The following is a 19,254-nucleotide window of genomic DNA, read 5'->3' as shown; positions in this document are numbered from 1 at the left end:
AAATGCCGCAGATGATTGGAGCGCAAGCCTTCGCTTTCCGCGGGCGGTCTCGTGAGCCTCCTCGGCGCAAGCGCCTGTGGGGTCTCACTTAACACGCTTTCCCGCAGGAGTCTACGGCTTGCGCTCCAATCATCTGCTAGAAAGAATAACAATCTTTACATTCTTCTATAGAATAAAAAGAAAAAAATCCGACTTATCCCAAGTTAATTAGGGCATATTGTTCGAATTTTCCTTTAATAAACATAGTTTTGTCCCAGCCGTGATAATCTATTTTTTCCTTCTATATAAATCCATCGATTTATAGCCTTCTAGTAATACTTCCTTCATTTGGTCTAGCCTCTTGTCTTGCGTTTCTTTTCTCTTCGCGCTATACACATATCTTGCCCAATCTTTCTGGTAGCCATATGTTAGGTTGTTATAAATTTGAAGGACCTTGCTATCGTCTTTCAAATATTCCTTAATATCTTCCACATGTTTAATATAATCATCTACGCATTGGCTAACAGGAGGAGAACTAGTTGCCTTTTTCTTTTTTTGTGCTTCCGCTTTAAATCCAATTACGGTAAACACATCATCTAAACTAACCATTCGTGAAAATTTGATATTGCTGCCATGTAAAAAGCCATTTTCATCTAAATGTTTCGGACTATAGATAGTATCTCGTTCAATATACTCTTCATATTTAGGGTTATTCTTTTTCGGATATGCGAAAAAAACATAGCCATTGTCTTCAAGTAATTGCTTGTTAATAATTAATTCTACATATTCCCTAAACTGCTCTATTTTGAAAATAAAGAAAAAGATTAAATGGTATTTTTCTTTTACAATAGCGGAGTCGAATTGGATTTCCTCAAAATCTTTATACCCTGCAGGCACATTCAAAATGAGTTTAGTTGGATATTTTTTGAAATTCAATTTCTCTGTAATGCTTTTAGTTGAATTCATTTGCTCTCTCCCTATTAAACTAGTTCATCTAAAGGTTTGACCAAATCCATTAATAATAAACGTATATCTATTTGTTTTCGCCAAGTAACTTTAACATGGCATTTATTTCTCCCTGATGTAAACCTTCGTGCCATAGGACGAAATTTAATACCTCTGCTGCGGTATTAAGCGTAACGTCAGGACCAAGCGAGAATGGTTTTTCTCCTGCTTCTTCCAATCTACCAGAGAATGTTTGTACTATTCGGTTTGGCTGTTCCTCTAACATTGTTTTAATTTCAGAAATTGAGGGAGGTTCTGTTGTCTATTTATTTGGACTGCTTCCGATACTAAACATTTCTTGAAACTCAGAAGAACAATTATGCTCTTCTTTTAAAAACGAATGCATCAACACTTCCTGGGCCCAAAAAATATGGGCAAAATTCATAATAAGTTATTATTAAATCCTTTTGGTATTTCTAAAAGAATACTTTCAGGTGTTTTCTCTAATAACGAAACCGTACGTTTACGAATAATAATCATCTGTTTGAAAAGACTTTGTTCCATCGTGTATGTACCTCCTTATGAATATTTAGGGTATTTTTGACGATATACCCCCATGAATAGAATGATAAGCCCAACTAAAAAAATAATCGGAAACATAACCATCATTAATGCTATGCCAGCAAAACCGTCTCCTTCTTTAATTCCATACTGCACCGAGACAATCCAAGATAATAATGGTGCAATGCAAACCATTGTGATAATGCCCCATACAATAAATTTCTTGTCTTTCCATTTTCCATTGCTTAAAATAACACCTATGATTAGAGTTAATACTAAAATTGTGGCTGCTAATACGATCATTATACTTTCACCACCTACTTCGCTCATCTACTAATCATCATATTCTACAAAGCAAAACAATATCCTTTTATTGTTTAAGAACAATTAACTCTTCTGCTCTAGTTTCCAGGTTACAATATATTCCGTATTTTCATTTAATAATGAAATGCTAGGATTTTCAATAGACCAATCACCACCGATAGATAACTCCTGGCAAGCTAATTCAAATTGACACATTGCAATGCCCATATCTAATAGTTGCATAAGGTAACCGAAGGATGAACTGTAATTTGGTGTATGTTCAATGAAAAAGTGACATGATTTACCATCTTCAGAAAGTACTAATCTCCAAGGTTGCTTGTTGGAAGCAGAAGGCCCTAGCCTTACCATGTCGATTGGAGTTTCTAAAAGCCCTGCAACATCTCTTGATAGAAATGTATCAAAACTCCCATGATAAAATAGTTTCTCCCACGGCTTTTTATTATCTGCTTTCACGACAAAACGAAGTGCTTTATCAAACACTCGCTGTTTTTCCTTTGGATAGCCTAGAGGTGATACACAAGGAATAAACTCCCCATCAGGCATTTGAATTTCTCTTTCAAAAGAATTTCTTGTAAATGTGCCACCCATCCAACATGTACCGATTCCTAACTGTGTTGCATATAGAGTTGCTTTGTGAAAAATATATGCATACTCCACTAAAGGGTACTTTTCGTTTACGCATTTGCCAACAAAATAAGCTTGTGCGTTTTTAATAAAACCGTATGTTCCAATTTTAAAGCCCTTATCTGTAACGTTGTTTTTAATGTGTATAAAATCAATGTGACCTTTATTGCCGAACGGTCCGATTAAATTCTGATCATTCGTTATAAAACTTGTTAATTTATCAATATCTGAATCTCTTAAGCGTTCTGTTTCATATGTTCTTACAGATTGTCTGGCGCGCATTGTTTCAATCAAAGAAATGTTAGTAGCCATGCGTTCTCCTCTCGCTAAACATATTTATTTAATAATAGTATAAGTACAAAAACTCCAAGACAACAACGAAAAAGCATCATTTATATGAAAAAATAAAGAAAGCAGAGGAGGAGCGAGAGTATTTGATTTACGATGAAGTTCATTTTGGCAAAAGAAAAAGAAGAAGATGAACTGGATAAGGCAGATGAAGTTCATTTTGGATAAGAAAAAAGAAAAAATGATCTTCATCGACAATAATTTAAAACGAGAGACAGTATAAAGTATTGGATAGCTTCTTTAGAAATAAACACCTAATTTTTTCAATAAATAAATTTACTTCCTTTGTTAAAAATCGAATTTTTGTCTCTTTTGTTAAGAACCTGTCTTCTGAAATGGAATAATATACATCCCACCATCTTTAATCCAATCCGCGTACAATACATCTTTCACAGATGATACTCCTTGAGCTTGAAGCTGTTGGTCAAGCCACGTTTTGTCAAAGCCCAATTCCGATAAATTATCTTCTACAATTTCACCATCTAGTATGAGGGATGTACATAGATAAGTAGGAGCTGGTGCAATATTTAAATCTTCCAGTGTAACTTTCTGAAACAAGTTTTTCTTCAAAATGCTAATAGAACCGTTCGTTTCAAGTATTGCATAAGCCACTTCTCGAATTGAAAATGTTTCACTTTGCCTTAGTAAACTTAACAATTGATTTAAGTTCATTCTGTTTTTCTTTAACTCTTTTCGGTCAATTTTTCCATCTCTTATAATGATAGATGGCTTTCCCTCTAAATAAGCTCTTGTTTTCTTAAACTTTAATAAGATTCTCCATAATAATAAGCAAAGCTCTCCATAAACCAATCGTATAGATGATATAAAAAACACCTACATTTTGTTCGTAAATGGCATTTCCTAATAACTCAGAAAGTACGATTGCCGAGACAAAATCGAAAGGGGTTAATTGTTTAATAGTCGTTCTTCCTAAAATGATTGTTATAAAAAAGAGCAAGAAAAACCCAATAATGACTTTTATGCTTATATCTGTAAAGTCCATGTCAACATCTCCCAAACTAACAACCTTTTTTATCTATTTTTGACTAGAATGGGAGATTTTATTCTTTATGGTATTTTCAAAGATATAACCGCGAAAAGTTTTTCTTGATTTTAATACTAGCTATAAATTCCCTAAACATAGGCCATCGTCCAATCCGAATAGGCAATTACCGCATATTATCTACTGTATTAAATAAAATACGAGGAGGATTTACATTGAACGAACATTTTCAAACTATGATGCCCCATCAAACTTTTGATCAGCACACGTTAATGAATGTAAATAACCAAAGATTTCGACCAGGATTCGGTGGAGGATTCGGAAGACCAGGATTCGGTGGAGGATTTGGAAGACCAGGCTTTGGCTTTGGAGGATTCGGACGTCCAGGATTTGGAGGGGGCTTTGGAGGAGCAGGCCTTGGTTTAGGATTTCTAGGAGGCTTAGCTACGGGAGCACTACTAACACCAGGACCAGGTTTCGGATACGGCTACCCACCGCCATACTACTACCAACCATACCCGTACCAATACTATTACTAAGAACAAACGATAAAAAAGTAACCTTCTTACCTATTAAAGGTGAAGAAGGTTACTTTTTTAATTGATATCTAAGACTAATCGTTCTGACTTAGCACGAGAAACACAAGTCAGTATGCTTTTGTTCAAATACTTTTGTTCCTCGCTTAAAAACTGATCATAATGATCAACTTCTCCTTCTAACACCTTAACCTCACAAGTGCCACACCTTCCCACTTGGCAAGAGTAAGGGACATTAATTCCTGATAGAATTAAGGAGTTTAATAATGTTTGATTTTTGGAAACAAATACAGTCTCTCCCGTTTTTAACTCTACTTCAAAAGGTAATGTTTTTTTAGGCGCAGGAGGAGAAAAACGTTCAAAATGAATGCTTGATTTCGGATAACCATATTCAATTGCTGCATTGGAGAATTCAGCAATAAACGTTTCTGGTCCACAGAAATATACGTGTGTGCCAATATTGTGTTCTAAAAGGGTTAATGGTGAGAGACGTTCTGAATCTTCCGCCTCTGAAAAATAAAATGTACATTGTTCTCGAAAATATTCTTTTAGAAGAGAGTAAAATGAACATAGCTCCCTTGATTTAGCAGCGTAGTGAAGTTCAAATGAGCCACCGGTCTCTTGTAGCTCTTTCATCATAGATAAGAAAGGAGTAATCCCAATCCCAGCAGCATAAAAAACATGATGCTTTGCCTTAAAGCTTAATGGAAAGTAATTTTTCGGATAACTAATGGTCAACTGTTCGCCAACTTTTATTTGCGTGTGCCAGTAGTGAGAACCTCCCTTTGAGGTGTCACTTAATAAAATGGAAATATCATACGTACCTGTTTTATCTGGATGGCTGTTGAGAGAGTAAGATCTTTCTAACAAACTCCCATTCTTTCGGATGTATGTAGTTATATGTGAGCCAGCACTAAAAGGCGGAAGAGTAGCGCCATTCATTGGTGCCAATGTAAATCTCTTCACTTTCGGAGTTTCAATAGTAATGTATTTTACATATACAGGAATTTCTTTTTGTTTTTTCAAGTAAAACACCTCTGCCTATAGCTTTGCGACATAACCAAGAAAGGCGTCTCTTTCCTTTGAATAATGATCAGATACGGATAATAATAAATGACAGTGGATGCAAGTAACTTCAATGTTTACAGGTACCTCGTTTACCTTCATCAGCCCATGACAACGACAACAAAATATCTGTATCCTCTTTTCTCCATAGCCAATAAAATGTGACTCTTCTTCGGTATAACCTATCTCCATAGCCAACCTTTTAACTCGACTCAAATTTCCCCAAGTAGTAGCAACATAGAGGAACGTACCCATCTTTTGGTTTCTTAATTTCCTCGTCAACTCTTTATCTTCTAAACTTATAACTTCAATTGTAGCATCTACAACTTGATTATGAAGTGGGGATAAGAGTGCCAATCCTTTCTCACATCCACAAAAAATATATTTTCGTTTGCCAGAGATCAACAATGGTAGTTCATTCATTTACCATCTCTACTTTCTAACTGTTCTTTTAAATAGGCTAGTACCTCATCTTTAAATAAGGAAATCCCTTTGTAATCGACAATGTGTGGTGGAAGTTCACTTAGAATGTGATAAAACTGTTCTAACCACTCTCTCTTACTTATAAAATCGGAAAGAGGGAGTACATGTGAGTGAATGGTAAATAAAATAGAGTTGGAACGAGGTAGTCGAAAAAGTTTTTGTACTTCGACTCTCAAATGTACAAATTCTCCCGCATTTTCCTTTGTAACTTTCTTTCTATTTTGTCCCCACTCATTAAACGTTTCTAGTGAAGTATCTAAACGATTTCCAGCCATTAGCGACCAATTTTTACGCCACCATGGATTTCCTGCTTCTAAACCGAGCAGAAAAGTAAGGATCCTGTCATCTAAGCCTTCCTCTTTGAATCCAGGAATAGGACGATGAATATCTTTAAAAGACATTCCAAGATTGAAGGCAAGTGACCAATTAGCTGGAAAGCATAATTGCCCAGCGTCTAAAAACAAATCCCCATCTCGTTGTGTCATAATGAGTAAGTCTTCTTGCACATGTCGCCCGATAAAATCTAGCGGTTCTTGTTGGAGGGAAGATTCATCTCCGAAGATAAACTCCTGACTTTCATCAAGTATATTATTGTGGAAAATCCACTTATTGTTACTTTTTTTCAAAGAAAACATGTTAGGATAATAGTGTGTTAGATGTTCTAATAGTAACTCTACGACTTCCCACTGTACCTTTTTTGTATGTGACGACGATTGGTAGCAGCGAGAATAGTTATTTATTAATAGGTTACGTTTTAAGTTTATTTCATTTTCGTAATTCAATGTAATTTCAACACTTGTTTCTTGCTCCAGAATGATAGAATTATTACTGTAGCGATATACATCTTCTTTGAATGGATATGGAAACTTATCGAGCCTATTCATTCTCGTTCACACCTTTTTATCAGAGTAGTCTGTCATTTTCATCGTAAGTATAGTTTACTATGTATTAAGGAAGAGCAACAGCAAGTTATAAATACTTACTTTAAAACAGAATACAAATGTGTTAGGATTTCCTAAGTATTAAGTATAGTTGTCGAAGTTTTTGGAGGATTTTCCTCCCTATTAGCGAATATGAAAATAAATTGTCAATTATTGAACAAAGAGAGGAGAGTTCCTGGATGAAAGTAACATTAAATAGTAATTCAGAATTAAAGAAATTTCTTAGTGAGAATAGAATGGATTTTGAGGAGAGGCTTTTATCAGAAGCGGTTAATGTTGCATCCAAAATTAATGATATTTTACAAGCAGGCAATATAGACCTTTTAAAAAATGCAGAGACATTAGTTATGTATGTAATAGAACAGAAAGAAGAAGAATTAATCGAATTTGCTAAACAGGAAGGTATTTTATGGGCGCAACATTCATTAACACTTTCCTTTAAATTAGAGTGGGTGCAAGCGATTAGGCGTACTCTTTGGAAGTTTTTACATAAGTTTGATAAATTGAATGAAAATAGTTTTTTAATTAATGATTTTTATGAGTTGGAAAAGAAAATCAATAATAATGTGGACTGCTTTTTAAATACTTTTTTCTTAAGTTACTCCAATTACAAAGACAATTTATTGAACAATCAAAGAAAGTTAGTAGAACATCTATCCGTTCCAATTATTCCAATAAGTACATCTGTTGCGGTATTGCCTCTAATTGGAATGATTGATTCGTATCGAATGAAAATTATTCAAGAAAAGGTGCTAACGGAGATCTCAAATTTGAAATTACAAACACTAATCTTAGATCTTTCTGGCGTTACAACGATGGATGATGAAGTGATTTCAGACTTTGAAAATGTTTTAAGCGGAGTAACCATGATGGGGTGTAAAGCTGTTATAACGGGCTTACGTGCAGAACTTGTCACAAAGATGGTTCGTCTCGGTGCATCGTTCCAACATTTAGCCGATACGCGTGGAACACTTCAACAAACATTGAAGACTTATTTAGATTTAGAAAATGTAAAACTATACTGACATAAAATGGCTTATGTTAAAATCTAATGTTTTAATATGAGCCATTTATATTTGCTTTCTGATTATTTTAAGTAGAATGCGATTAGCATATACATAAAAAAGGTGCTTAGTTATGAATAAACAATTCCTTTCAATTAGTCTAAAATTCAAAAAAAAAATACCATAGGTAGTCGTCGATGGCCCCCATACTCTCTCCCTCAAAAATAATTGCTAACTCAAGGTTGTATCCAAATTTATCCTTAAAAGAAATGTGCGTATTTTCCTTTCCATTAAACATAAACTGATAATGATATTCCAAGCTGAATATCATTTTATTAGAAATATCCAATCCTACCAAAGAGGTGACAATGCATGAGAAATCAAGGTCGATTAGATCCAACTTCTCAAAAATTTACCCACAATTGGACAAGACCTAAGCGAGCTAGTTCTCAAATAAACGGACATACAAAAATGTCTCAGTCCGTTATTATTGCTAGAAGTGATGCGAAGGCACACAGGATGTTTTAAGATATTTCTAAATCTTTAAAAGGAAAGAAGATGATATTGTCTTCTTTCCTTAAAATTTAACCTTTTATATAGTAATTGCAATCTTCAATTATTCATCATTCATAAAGCGCTTTTCGTTGGAGGGATTAATCATGTCCTTTTTTTGTTGACTTTACTAAAATAAGTACCGTTACTTTTCTTTTCAGGGTAGACATAACAAATAAAAGTTTAAGTTACTCAACACAAAACAATGATTCGATATGGAGTAGTCTGGGCAGGAATGCTTTTCGTACTCGGTCCGTAAATGACAATTAGATTGCGGTTAGCGGGATTGGAGGAGAACTGTTGACCATTTTGTAATACTAGTTGCGTAATTGGTGATATGTTTAATTGTAATTGCCCATCACTACTCAATAGTTGATCATTAAAATAATCTATTTTTACGTTCTGGTAGGTCCTATTTTTAACCATTACTATAGCACGATATTGCGGGGGATAGATTAGAGGAACAGGAGCATTTGTGTCGAAGTAGCCTACAATTCTGTCTCCGGTTCGTGCGGTAGAGTGATCGACAAAATAAGTAGTAGGTGATACGACAAAATTAACTATTCCTCCATTTCCATCCTCTAATGTAAACATTTTACAACATCCTTCACTAGCGCCATTTGGACTAATAGGAAAATCGCTTATAAACGTAATCGTACCTTCAAATACCCCGAAATTTACCATCATGTTACCCCCAATAAGAAATATCTTCTTTTCTAGATTATGAAGCACCTAAAGATAGGTGCCTACAAGATAATTTTCTGATTTATAAGACGATTTGTTAGTTACTTTACAGTTTTCTACTGTAAAATAGAATCAATATTTAAAAGGGGGATAATGAATGTGAAAAATTTGTTAAAAGAATTGTCTTCTATTCACGGGCCGTGTGGTTTTGAAGAAGAAGTAGCCAAATACATAGCAAAACGTCTTAAAGGAGCTGTTGACTCCATTGAGGTAGACGGAATAGGCAACTTAATTGTGAAAAAAAAGGGTCATCAGGAAGGGCCGAAAATAGTAATTGCAGCTCATATGGATGAAGTAGGCTTCATCGTAAAGAAAATAGAGAATAATGGTTTAATCCGATTCGAAAAACTTGGTGGACATGATGATAGAATTTTACTTTCACAACGTGTTCAATTACAGTCTACTAGCGGTTTACGACAAGGTGTTATTGGAACGATAAGTGCCCATATGATGAAGTACGACGATCCGAAAAAAGTTCGACCTCATCAGAAATTATACATAGACGTTGGTGCATCTTCTAAAAATGAAGTAGAGGAACTAGGAATTAAAGTAGGGGATTCGATCACTTGGCACCCACATTTTGAAGAATTAACGGAAAATAGAATCGTTGGGAAAGCTTTTGATGACAGAGCAGGTTGTGCCGTATTAATTCAAGCACTGGAAGATCTAGAAGCAACCGAGTTTGCGGGTGAAATGATAGGAGTCTTTACCGTACAAGAGGAAGTAGGATTAAGAGGAGCGCGTGTTATTAGTCATCAGCACCATCCTGATGTAGCTATAGCAATAGACACAACGGCTGTCAGTGACACACCGGAAGAAATGATGGATAACTCTTTAGCGCTTGGAGCAGGAACCGGTATTAAGGCGATTGATTTTAGTTTAATTGCAAATAAAAAAATTCGAAATCAATTAGTGCAACTTGCCTTAGAAAATAAAATACCTTATCAAGTAGAAGTATTCCCTGGTATTGGAACAGATGCAGGTGAATTAAGTCAAGCACATCAAGGTGTACCTACTGGAACATTATCGATACCTTCCCGGTATGCACACTCTTCTATTGAAGTAATCGATGTAAGAGACCTAGAAGCAACAAAAGATTTATTGGTTGCGTTTGTGAAGAACATGAAAAAGGCGAAAGAATATAAATTTACGATTGATTGACTATTTTTTTCGTTAAAAATACCTTGAATTCTTATGGAGTTGTTTCCCCTGAAAGAGGAATCATCGAGTATCAAGCACAATTAGGTGGGAAAATTCACGTTTATCCCGAAAAGATGATTTGGGATGTAGGGGGACAAACGCCAATTCCTGCTGCAAAGTTAATTGATCAATTAGTTGAGCAAGGATTGACGTTCCAACATACTGTTATATTGAATGAAAAGGTAGAGATTCTCACAATGACGTATTTAAAGAAAAGAACGTGGAGATAGTGAAAAAGCTAATGGCTACAAAAGGTTAGCTTGTCTAATTTTAATGAGTGGGAGTGATTTAAACCTCTAAAAATGAAAGCACTTGCAAAAATAAAAAAAGGATGTTAAAGTATTTTTACGTAAACGTTTTCGTAAAAAGGTGATGAAATGAAACCAACGATTAAAGATGTCGCGCAGAAAGCAAATGTATCCATTGCTACTGTGTCGAGAATATTAAATAACCAACCAGGCTATTCCGAAAAAACAAAGGAAAAAGTGTTGAAAGTGATTGAAGAAATGGGCTTTCATCCAAATGGAATTGCGAGAGGTTTGGTAAATAAACGAACGAAAACAATTGGTGTTTTATTACCGAATGTAACGAGTTCCTTTACCTCCAAATTATTAAAGGGTTTGGAGGAAAGTGCTCACGAAAATGATTACAGTATGATAGTTTGTAATACAGACCATAACGGTAAGCGCACGCTAGACTACTTAAGAGTACTAGGGGAAAAGAAAGTCGATGGACTAATTTTCGTTAGCCAAGTTGTGAGAGATGAGTATTACAAAGTTATGCACAGTTTAGGAATTCCAGTAGTGTTAGTTTCATCTCAGTCTTATAAATATCCGATTCCATATGTGAAAGTGGATGATGTACAAGCAGCATACCAAGCAACAAGTTATCTTATTCAAAATGGACATACGAAGCTTGCAATGATTGGTGGAGATATAGAAGATGAACTAGTTGGTATACCGAGGCTGGAAGGATTTAAAAAAGCATTAAAAGATCATGGCCTACAAGTTAACGAAAAGTTAATTGTTCATGGTGATTTTGGTTTTAGTAGTGGGAAAAGATGTATGGAACAACTAGTACCATATTTAACCGAATTTACAGCAATCTTTACAGCAAGTGATGATATGGCAGTTGGAGCATTATCTACAGCATATGCACATAATTTAAAGGTTCCTGATGATTTTTCCATCGTAGGTTTTGACAACACGAATATTTCAGAAATGTCCATTCCACCTTTAACAACTGTTGCGCAACCACTTTGGGAAATGGGTAGTACAGCTGTAGAAAAGATAATTGAAATGATTGAAAAAAATCATCAAATCGAGAGCTCCATTATGAGCCACACTATTGTAGAAAGAGAAACTGTTAAGAAAATATAACACCTCCATAAAGGTGTATTATTTTCAATACTTACGTAAACGTTTACGTAAGAAGATTTATTAAGTTCAAATTATTTTTTTCTTCATTACGTAAACGTTTACGTAATGAACTCAAACAAAACCATAGGGGGAACAACAATGAAAAACAAGTTTAAAGCACTTATTGCAAGTTCAGTAGCAGCGTTAGCATTAACAGCTTGTGGTGGAGGATCTGATGATGGAAGAGTGAAAGTGGAATTCTTTCAAAATAAATCAGAAGCAGTGAACACTTACAACGAATTGATTGCAAAGTTTGAAGAAGTATATCCAGAAATCAATATCGAGCAAAACCACGTACCAGAATCTGAAACAGTATTACGCTCACGTTTAACTCAAAATGACATTCCACAAATCATGGCAATTAACGGAAATGCAACGTATGGTGAACTTGCAGCAGCTGGAGTACTTCATGACTTCGCAGGTGATACAAAGATTGAACAAGTTCAACCTGCATATGTAGAAATGTTAAATCAATTAGCAGGAAAAGACACTCCTAACGGTATTCCGTTTGCTGCAAATGCGAACACAGTACTTTACAACAAAGATAAGTTTGAAGAAATGGGTCTTGAAATTCCAACTACTTGGGATGAATTTGTGGGAGTAGCAGAAGCAATTGAAGCAGCTGGTGAAGTTCCTTTCTATCACACATACGGTGATGCTTGGACAGCGATGGTACCATTTAACGCGCTAGCCGCGAACCTACAAGGTGATGATTTTATTGAGAAAAGAAACGAAGGTGCTGTTACATTCAACGAGCGTTATAAAGAAGCAGCAGAAAACATGTTAACATTACTAAACTTCGCTAACAATGATGTATTTGGTGCTGGTTATGATCAAGGTAATACGGCTTTTGCAAATGGCGACGTTGTTATGTACATCCAAGGTACTGGGCAGTGGGATCTATTTTAGATGCAAACCCTGAAGCAAACATTGGTGCTTTTGCTTTACCGGCAACAAACGATGTGTCAAAAAATCGTCTAGTATCTGGTGTTGATACAGTATTAGCCATTTCAGAGAATGCTAAAAATAAAGAAGAAGCACAATTATTCATTGAGTTCTTACTTCGTCCAGAAAATGCACAATTCTACATTGACCAAGAAAAACAATTCTCAGCAGTGGAAGGTGTTATTCAAGAAGACCCTACAGTAGCTGACTTAGCAAAACATTTTGAAGATGGTACAATTACTAGTTTCCCTGACCACTATTTTCCAACAGGAATGCAAGTAGAAAACTTAGTACAAGAGTTTTTACTTAAGAAAGACGTACAAGAGTTTTTAAATACTCTAGATAACGAGTGGAACAAAGTAAAAGGTAGAAACTAATAATTTTAGGAGGGAGAACTTCTTTTTCTCGGACTTTTCCCTCCGAAAAAAAACCTTCCTTATTGATATGGGTCCATTTCCTATGAAGGTTAACGATAATCTTTATCGGAAATGGTCTTATGCTAACGAAGGTGAGACATTGTATTCAGAAGTTAATTTGTGGTATCGATTTCACAAAGAAATTAAGGGGAGGAAAGGTAGCAATGAAAAAGAAGAAAATTAGTCCATATCTTTTAATGGTACTTCCAGCAGTTATTCTATTTTTTGCCTTTCATACATTTCCAGTGTTACAAGGTATTTTCTATAGTTTCACAAACTGGAAAGGGTATGGATCTTGGGATTTTGTAGGATTCCGAAACTATATTAATGTATTTCAAGATTCACGCGCATTAGATGCATATATGTTCACATTTAAGTTTGCCATTTTATCTACTGTCCTAGTAAATATCATTAGTTTAGCAGTTGCGCTAGGATTAAACTCACAAATTAAGTTTAAGAAAACGTTGCGCGGCGTTTATTTCATGCCAAACATTTTAAGTATCTTAATTGTTGGATTTATCTTTAACTATATTTTTGCAATCTTTGTTCCTTCCATTGCGGAGAACTTAGGAATCAACTCTTTAACGGCAAGTATTTTAGGAAATCCCGATTTAGCTTGGATAGGAATTGTTGTTGTAGCAGTATGGCAGGCTGCAGCCTTTAATACGATACTTTATCTAGCAGGTCTTGCAACTATTTCAACAGAGCTTTATGAAGCATCAAGCATTGACGGAGCGAATAAATGGCAGTCTTTCTGGAAAATTACGTTCCCACTTATTGCTCCATTCTTTACAATCAATATGGTTTTAGCAATGAAAAATTTCTTAATGGTATTTGACCATATTATGGCCTTAACAGGTGGTGGCCCAGGTAGATCTACAGAGTCTATTTCCTTATTAATCTACCGCGGTGGTTTCCAAGGTGGAGAGTTTGCCTACCAATCGGCTAACGCAGTTGTGTACTTTATTATCATCGTAACAATTTCTGTTATACAAATCCGTTATTTACAAAAACGGGAGGTGCAGATGTAATGGGAAGCAAAAAAATTAATTGGACGGTTACGATATTATTAATAATCGGTTCCATCGTTATTCTTTTTCCAATATATTTAACAGTTGTCAATGCGTTGAAAACTCCACAAGAGACAGCGCAGTCCATTCTAGCGTTACCAAGCGAATTACGTTTTGATAACTTTACAAGAGCAATCGAAATGACAAATTTCTTTAATGCGTTAAAAAATAGTGCCTATATTACATTTTTTACAGTAGTATTTACGATCTTAACGAACTCAATGGTTGCCTATGCTATTGCTCGTAATATGCACAAGAAATCTTATAAAGTATTATTCTATTATTTTGTAAGTGCAATGTTTGTACCGTTTCCAATCATTATGTTACCGATTGTAAAACAGATGAGTGCCATTTCTATGATGAATCCAACAGGGCTAATCATTTTATACATTGTGTATGGACTAGCATTTAATATTTTCTTATATGTTGGATATATTAAGTCGATTCCAATTGAATTAGAAGAAGCAGCAATTATGGATGGATGTTCTAGATGGGGAGTATTCTGGAGAGTTATTTTCCCACTATTAACACCGATGAATGCAACAGTAGGTATTTTAACAGCACTTTGGGCGTGGAATGACTTTATGTTACCACTAGTTATTCTAAGCGACCGAAGTGATATGACGTTACCTTTAGTACAGTTCGTTTTCCAATCACAATTTAGCACTAACTACAACTTAGCATTTGCCTCTTACTTACTAGCGTTGTTACCAATGTTACTCGTATATATCTTCCTACAAAAATGGATTATTAGCGGAGTTACAAAAGGAGCTATTAAGTAACAAATTTGGTGCATTTGTTAAATAAGCGATGTGACCAAAGCCAGGTGCGAAGTGACCGAAGCAAGGTGCGAAGTGACCGAAACAAGCTGCGAAGTGACCGAAACAAGCTTCGAAGTGACCGAAACAAGCTACGAAGTGACCGAAGCAAGGTGCGAAGTGACCGAAGCAAGGTGCGAAGTGACCGAAGCAAGGTGCGAAGTGACCGAAACAAGGCACAAAGTGACCGAAACAAGGCACAAAGTGACCGAAGCAAGGTGCGAAGTGACCGAAACAAGGCACAAAGTGACCGAAACCAGGTACAAAGTGACCGAAGCAAGACCCATAGTGACCAAAACAAGATACAAATTATATAAAATAATCGAAGGGACGGCGAACAATGCAAAAAACATGGTGGAAAGAAAGTGTCGTATATCAAATTTATCCAAGAAGCTTCATGGATAGCAACGGAGACGGAATTGGCGATATCCAAGGAATTATCTCAAAATTAGACTACCTAAAAGAATTAGGAATAGATGTTATTTGGTTATCACCGGTTTATAAATCTCCGAATGATGATAACGGCTATGACATTAGCGACTATAAAGATATTATGGACGATTTCGGAACAATGGCAGATTGGGAAGAAATGCTTGCAGAAATTCATAAGCGCGGCATGAAATTAATTATGGACTTAGTAGTTAATCATAGTTCAGATGAGCACGAATGGTTCATAGAGTCAAAGAAATCAAAAGATAACCCTTATCGTGATTATTATATTTGGCGAGAAGGAAAAGATGGAAAAGAGCCAAATAACTGGGAAGCAACGTTTAGCGGATCTGCTTGGGATTATGATGAAGCAACAGATGAATATTACCTTCACCTTTTCGCGAAAAAACAACCTGACTTAAACTGGGAAAATCCACGCTTACGCCGTGAAGTGTACGATATGATGAAATGGTGGTTAGATAAAGGTATCGATGGTTTCCGTATGGATGTTATCAACTTTATTTCCAAAGTAGACGGTTTACCAGACGGTGAGTTAAAAGAAGGAAAAAAATACGGATCTGGTTCTAAATATTTCATGAATGGACCTAAAATTCATGATTACCTTCAAGAAATGCACCGCGAGGCGATAAGCGGGTATGATGTTATGACAGTTGGAGAAATGCCAGGCGTAAACCCAGAACAAGCACAGCTTTATACAGATGAAAATCGTAATGAAGTGAACATGGTATTCCAATTTGAGCATGTAGATTTAGATTCTGGACCTAACGGAAAATGGGACTTAAAACCACTAGATTTAAAAGACTTAAAGTGGAGCTTATCTAGATGGCAAAAAGGATTAGAGAAAACAGGTTGGAATAGCTTATATTGGAATAACCACGACCAACCACGAATCGTCTCTCGCTTTGGGGATGACAAGAATTATCGTATGGAATCTGCTAAAATGTTAGCAACACTTCTACACATGATGAAAGGAACGCCATACATCTACCAAGGTGAAGAAATTGGGATGACAAACGTTAAATTCGATTCAATCGAAGACTACCGAGATATTGAACTATTAAATATGTATAAAGAAAAAGTGGAAGCTGGTGTTCCAGTAGAAAAAATCATGGAAAGCATTTATGTAAAAGGGCGTGACAATGCACGAACTCCTGTTCAGTGGAACGAAAGCGAAAATGCAGGCTTTACAACAGGTACTCCATGGATTAATGTAAATCCTAACTATAAAGAAATAAATGCCGAGCAAGTAGTGAAAGACCCTAACTCTATTTTCCATTACTATCGTCAGTTAATTGCATTACGCAAGCAAAATGAGATAATCGTATATGGAGATTATGATATTATCGTCGAAGATCACCCTCAAATTTATGCTTTTACTAGAACTTTAGGGGAAGAGAAACTGTTGGTTGTATGTAATTTTTACGGTGAGACAACAACATTTGATTTACCGGAGCAATTAAAAACATTAACAGTTGATAGCCTTTTAATAAGTAACTATGAAGTGGAAGAAAAAGAAGTAATCGAACATATCGAACTTCTTCCATACGAAGCAAGAGTGTATAAATTAAAATAAATCTAGAGTAGATACCCGAGTGAGTTTCATAATGTACAATTACTAAACGAAAAACGAATATTAAACCTATTCTTTCATATAATTAACGTTTTATATCGAACGTTATTTAATAATAATACACTGAACATTCGTTTTTCACTATACGAACAGTAATTATGAAATTGATTCACCCATATAAAAATAGAATCGCACCATGAAAGATGAAGAGTTAAAGATTTCATTTTAACTTATCAATATTAATTAAGTTGTTGTTTGCGGATGGTGAGAGACTCCTGCGGGAAAAGTGCGTCAAGGGAGACCCCACAGGCGCATGAGCCGAGGAGTAGGTTTTTTCATGACAGTGAAAATAACCTTCCTTTTACCACCCGCGGAAAGCGAACACCTTCCGCGAACAACAACGATTAGTACTCAATACAATACTTTTCGGGTAGGGCTTATGTGTTATGTGCCCTGCCTTTTTACCATATCTAATGTAAAGGAGCGAAGATAATGAATAAAAAATGGTGGAAAGAAGCGGTTGTTTATCAAGTATACTGGCGCAGTTTTAATGACACAAATGGTGATGGTTACGGTGATTTACAAGGTGTTATCGAAAAGTTAGATTACATAAAACAACTAGGTGTAGATGTAATCTGGTTAAATCCATGCTATGAATCTCCTGATGTGGATAATGGCTATGACATTAGCGACTATTACGGTGTCATGGAAAAAGCAGGAGACATGAAAACATTGGAGCGTTTGATTGCAGAAGTTCATAAACGAGACATGAAAATTATTATGGACTTAGTAGTAAATCATACTTCTAATCAACACCCATGGTTTATGGAGTCTGCTTCTTCCAAAGATAACCAAAAACGCGATTGGTATATATGGAAAGACCCACATCCTCAAACAGGTGAAGCTCCAAATAACTGGAGATCTTATTTTGCACCATCTGTGTGGGAGTACGATGAAAATACAGAACAATATTACATGCATTCATTTGCGGTGGAGCAGCCAGATTTAAACTGGGAAAACGAAAAAGTTCGAAATGCCATTTATGAAATGATGCGTTTTTGGCTAGATAAAGGGATTAACGGCTTCCGAATGGATGTTATTAACTTGCTTGCAAAATTAGAAGGTTTTCCTGATGCGGAAAATCCATATGATATTTCTTACTTAGGAAATAATCCAGGTATCCACGAGTATTTACAAGAGATGCATGATAAAGTACTACGTCACTATGATGTGATGACAGTAGGAGAGATTCCTTTCGTTACTCCAGAGGATGGCGTGTTATATACAGGGGAAGACCGTAAAGAATTAAACACGCTATTCCATTTTGAAGTAGCAGATAACATGGCAACATGGGATATGCTTCGTTTTAAAAAAATTCAAAAACGCTGGTACGAAGGATTAAAAGGAAAAGGCTGGAACTCTCAATTTCTAAACAACCATGATCATACTCGTCAAGTAACACGTTACGGTAATGACGGAAAGTATCGAGTGGAGTCTGCAAAACTACTTGCTACACTTGTTCATACATTACCAGGTATGCCTTATATTTACCAAGGAGAAGAAATTGGAATGACGGGTGTAAGATTTGATTCAATTGAAGATTACAACGACATTGCGATGAAAAATAAATATAAAGAAGAAGTAGGAAAAGGTAGAAATCCAAAAGAAGTGTTTGAAAGCTTACTATTATTAAGCCGTGACAACTCTAGAACTCCAGTTCAATGGAATAGCGAAAAAAATGCTGGATTCACATCGGGGACACCGTGGATTAAAGTGAATCCTAACTATAAAGAAATAAATGTAGAAAAAGCTCTGCAAGATGAGAATTCCGTATTCTATTTCTATAAAAAACTAATTCAACTCCGTAAAGAAAATGAAGTAATGGTATATGGTGACTTTGAAGATCTATCCGAAGGTGATGAAAAGTTATACACGTATACTCGTGCGTACAATGGAGTAAAATGGTTAATCATTTTGAATCATAGCGACGAAGAATATAATTTAACATTGCCTAGGTCTTTAGACGGAACGAAAAAAGAATTAATTTTAGCAAACTATGTAGGTGTGACAAGTAACAGCGACATGGATCAAACTGTCTTGCGTCCACACGAAGCAAGAATTTATAGAATTTAATATACTACAAAAAGCCCAGTCGCTAATCCTAACGACTGGTTTTTTTGTAATGAAAGTTTGTTTCTTTGTAAGTCAGGGAATGGAGATAGTGTCGCAAATCTTTTCTGTTTCATATGTGACAAAAA

General features: G+C 35.6%; 22 protein-coding genes and 1 pseudogene. 12 read left to right on the top strand and 11 right to left on the bottom strand.

Going from position 1 to position 19,254, the window contains the following annotated elements:
* Positions 1-267: 267 nt before the first annotated feature.
* From CDZ92_RS12610 to CDZ92_RS20510, 7 genes are all read right to left on the bottom strand, one after another.
* Positions 268-945, bottom strand: coding sequence for a YdeI/OmpD-associated family protein (locus CDZ92_RS12610; RefSeq protein ID WP_096155558.1), 678 nt, complete (start codon positions 943-945; stop codon positions 268-270).
* Positions 946-1,012: 67 nt separating this feature from the next.
* Positions 1,013-1,210: a hypothetical protein gene (locus CDZ92_RS12605; RefSeq protein WP_096155557.1), complete on the bottom strand. Its 198-nt coding sequence runs from the start codon at positions 1,208-1,210 to the stop codon at positions 1,013-1,015.
* A gap of 155 nt (positions 1,211-1,365) precedes the next feature.
* The gene (locus CDZ92_RS20335; RefSeq protein ID WP_255249814.1) at positions 1,366-1,488 is read right to left on the bottom strand and encodes a hypothetical protein; all 123 of its coding nucleotides are present in this window, start codon (positions 1,486-1,488) and stop codon (positions 1,366-1,368) included.
* Between the two features lie 15 nt (positions 1,489-1,503).
* Entirely contained in the window at positions 1,504-1,815 is a 312-nt protein-coding gene (locus CDZ92_RS12600) for a hypothetical protein (protein ID WP_141395225.1), read from the bottom strand.
* Between the two features lie 57 nt (positions 1,816-1,872).
* Positions 1,873-2,745: a nitroreductase family protein gene (locus CDZ92_RS12595; protein WP_096155555.1), complete on the bottom strand. Its 873-nt coding sequence runs from the start codon at positions 2,743-2,745 to the stop codon at positions 1,873-1,875.
* A 351-nt stretch (positions 2,746-3,096) separates the two neighbouring features.
* On the bottom strand, positions 3,097-3,615 hold the full coding sequence (locus CDZ92_RS12590) for a DUF421 domain-containing protein (protein WP_369679947.1): 519 nt from the start codon (positions 3,613-3,615) through the stop codon (positions 3,097-3,099).
* Positions 3,539-3,784: a hypothetical protein gene (locus tag CDZ92_RS20510; protein ID WP_369679946.1), complete on the bottom strand. Its 246-nt coding sequence runs from the start codon at positions 3,782-3,784 to the stop codon at positions 3,539-3,541. The genes CDZ92_RS12590 and CDZ92_RS20510 overlap by 77 nt, the downstream gene beginning before the upstream one ends.
* A 215-nt stretch (positions 3,785-3,999) precedes the next feature.
* On the opposite strand from CDZ92_RS20510, the gene CDZ92_RS12585 reads away from it, so the two are divergent.
* Positions 4,000-4,323, top strand: coding sequence for a hypothetical protein (locus CDZ92_RS12585; protein WP_406564902.1), 324 nt, complete (start codon positions 4,000-4,002; stop codon positions 4,321-4,323).
* Positions 4,324-4,380: 57 nt separating this feature from the next.
* Here CDZ92_RS12585 and CDZ92_RS12580 read toward each other — a convergent pair whose 3' ends face one another.
* The 3 genes from CDZ92_RS12580 to CDZ92_RS12570 form a co-directional block, all read right to left on the bottom strand.
* Positions 4,381-5,346: a PDR/VanB family oxidoreductase gene (locus CDZ92_RS12580; protein WP_227521538.1), complete on the bottom strand. Its 966-nt coding sequence runs from the start codon at positions 5,344-5,346 to the stop codon at positions 4,381-4,383.
* A 15-nt stretch (positions 5,347-5,361) separates the two neighbouring features.
* Entirely contained in the window at positions 5,362-5,742 is a 381-nt protein-coding gene (locus tag CDZ92_RS12575; RefSeq protein ID WP_141395224.1) for a dimethylamine monooxygenase subunit DmmA family protein, read from the bottom strand.
* 62 nt (positions 5,743-5,804) lie between these two features.
* A complete protein-coding gene (locus tag CDZ92_RS12570) occupies positions 5,805-6,752 on the bottom strand; it encodes a heme-dependent oxidative N-demethylase family protein (RefSeq protein ID WP_096155553.1) in 948 nt (315 codons plus the stop codon).
* A gap of 236 nt (positions 6,753-6,988) precedes the next feature.
* Here CDZ92_RS12570 and CDZ92_RS12565 point away from each other — a divergent pair, with 236 nt between their 5' ends.
* Both CDZ92_RS12565 and CDZ92_RS12560 read left to right on the top strand, forming a co-directional pair.
* Positions 6,989-7,834, top strand: a complete 846-nt coding sequence (locus CDZ92_RS12565; protein ID WP_096155552.1) for an STAS domain-containing protein — start codon at positions 6,989-6,991, stop codon at positions 7,832-7,834.
* Positions 7,835-8,185: 351 nt separating this feature from the next.
* A complete protein-coding gene (locus CDZ92_RS12560; protein WP_096155551.1) occupies positions 8,186-8,341 on the top strand; it encodes a YpzG family protein in 156 nt (51 codons plus the stop codon).
* Positions 8,342-8,557: 216 nt separating this feature from the next.
* Here CDZ92_RS12560 and CDZ92_RS12555 read toward each other — a convergent pair whose 3' ends face one another.
* Positions 8,558-9,049, bottom strand: coding sequence for a hypothetical protein (locus tag CDZ92_RS12555; protein WP_096155550.1), 492 nt, complete (start codon positions 9,047-9,049; stop codon positions 8,558-8,560).
* A gap of 159 nt (positions 9,050-9,208) precedes the next feature.
* Here CDZ92_RS12555 and CDZ92_RS12550 point away from each other — a divergent pair, with 159 nt between their 5' ends.
* From CDZ92_RS12550 to CDZ92_RS12515, 9 genes and pseudogenes are all read left to right on the top strand, one after another.
* Entirely contained in the window at positions 9,209-10,270 is a 1,062-nt protein-coding gene (locus CDZ92_RS12550; protein ID WP_096155549.1) for a M42 family metallopeptidase, read from the top strand.
* Positions 10,271-10,329: 59 nt separating this feature from the next.
* A pseudogene (locus CDZ92_RS12545) lies at positions 10,330-10,506 on the top strand (thioredoxin reductase); the annotation flags it as partial.
* Positions 10,507-10,686: 180 nt separating this feature from the next.
* On the top strand, positions 10,687-11,688 hold the full coding sequence (locus CDZ92_RS12540; RefSeq protein ID WP_096155548.1) for a LacI family DNA-binding transcriptional regulator: 1,002 nt from the start codon (positions 10,687-10,689) through the stop codon (positions 11,686-11,688).
* A gap of 138 nt (positions 11,689-11,826) precedes the next feature.
* A complete protein-coding gene (locus CDZ92_RS12535; protein WP_255249813.1) occupies positions 11,827-12,636 on the top strand; it encodes an ABC transporter substrate-binding protein in 810 nt (269 codons plus the stop codon).
* Positions 12,621-13,049 (top strand): extracellular solute-binding protein, encoded by a 429-nt coding sequence (locus tag CDZ92_RS20330; RefSeq protein ID WP_255249812.1) that lies wholly within the window; start codon positions 12,621-12,623, stop codon positions 13,047-13,049. Before CDZ92_RS12535 ends, CDZ92_RS20330 begins: the two co-directional genes overlap by 16 nt.
* A 203-nt stretch (positions 13,050-13,252) precedes the next feature.
* Positions 13,253-14,119, top strand: a complete 867-nt coding sequence (locus CDZ92_RS12530) for a carbohydrate ABC transporter permease (RefSeq protein ID WP_096155547.1) — start codon at positions 13,253-13,255, stop codon at positions 14,117-14,119.
* The gene (locus tag CDZ92_RS12525) at positions 14,119-14,940 is read left to right on the top strand and encodes a carbohydrate ABC transporter permease (RefSeq protein WP_096155546.1); all 822 of its coding nucleotides are present in this window, start codon (positions 14,119-14,121) and stop codon (positions 14,938-14,940) included. The genes CDZ92_RS12530 and CDZ92_RS12525 overlap by 1 nt, the downstream gene beginning before the upstream one ends.
* A gap of 376 nt (positions 14,941-15,316) precedes the next feature.
* Complete coding sequence (locus CDZ92_RS12520; protein ID WP_096155545.1) at positions 15,317-16,999, top strand: glycoside hydrolase family 13 protein; 1,683 nt, start codon at positions 15,317-15,319, stop codon at positions 16,997-16,999.
* A gap of 489 nt (positions 17,000-17,488) precedes the next feature.
* Positions 17,489-19,129 (top strand): glycoside hydrolase family 13 protein, encoded by a 1,641-nt coding sequence (locus CDZ92_RS12515; RefSeq protein ID WP_096155544.1) that lies wholly within the window; start codon positions 17,489-17,491, stop codon positions 19,127-19,129.
* Positions 19,130-19,254: the final 125 nt, after the last annotated feature.

The organism is Bacillus sp. FJAT-45066 (assembly GCF_002335755.1).
GTDB lineage: Bacteria > Bacillota > Bacilli > Bacillales > Bacillaceae_I > Bacillus_CD > Bacillus_CD alkalisoli.
This window is presented reverse-complemented; position numbering and strand designations above follow the sequence as displayed.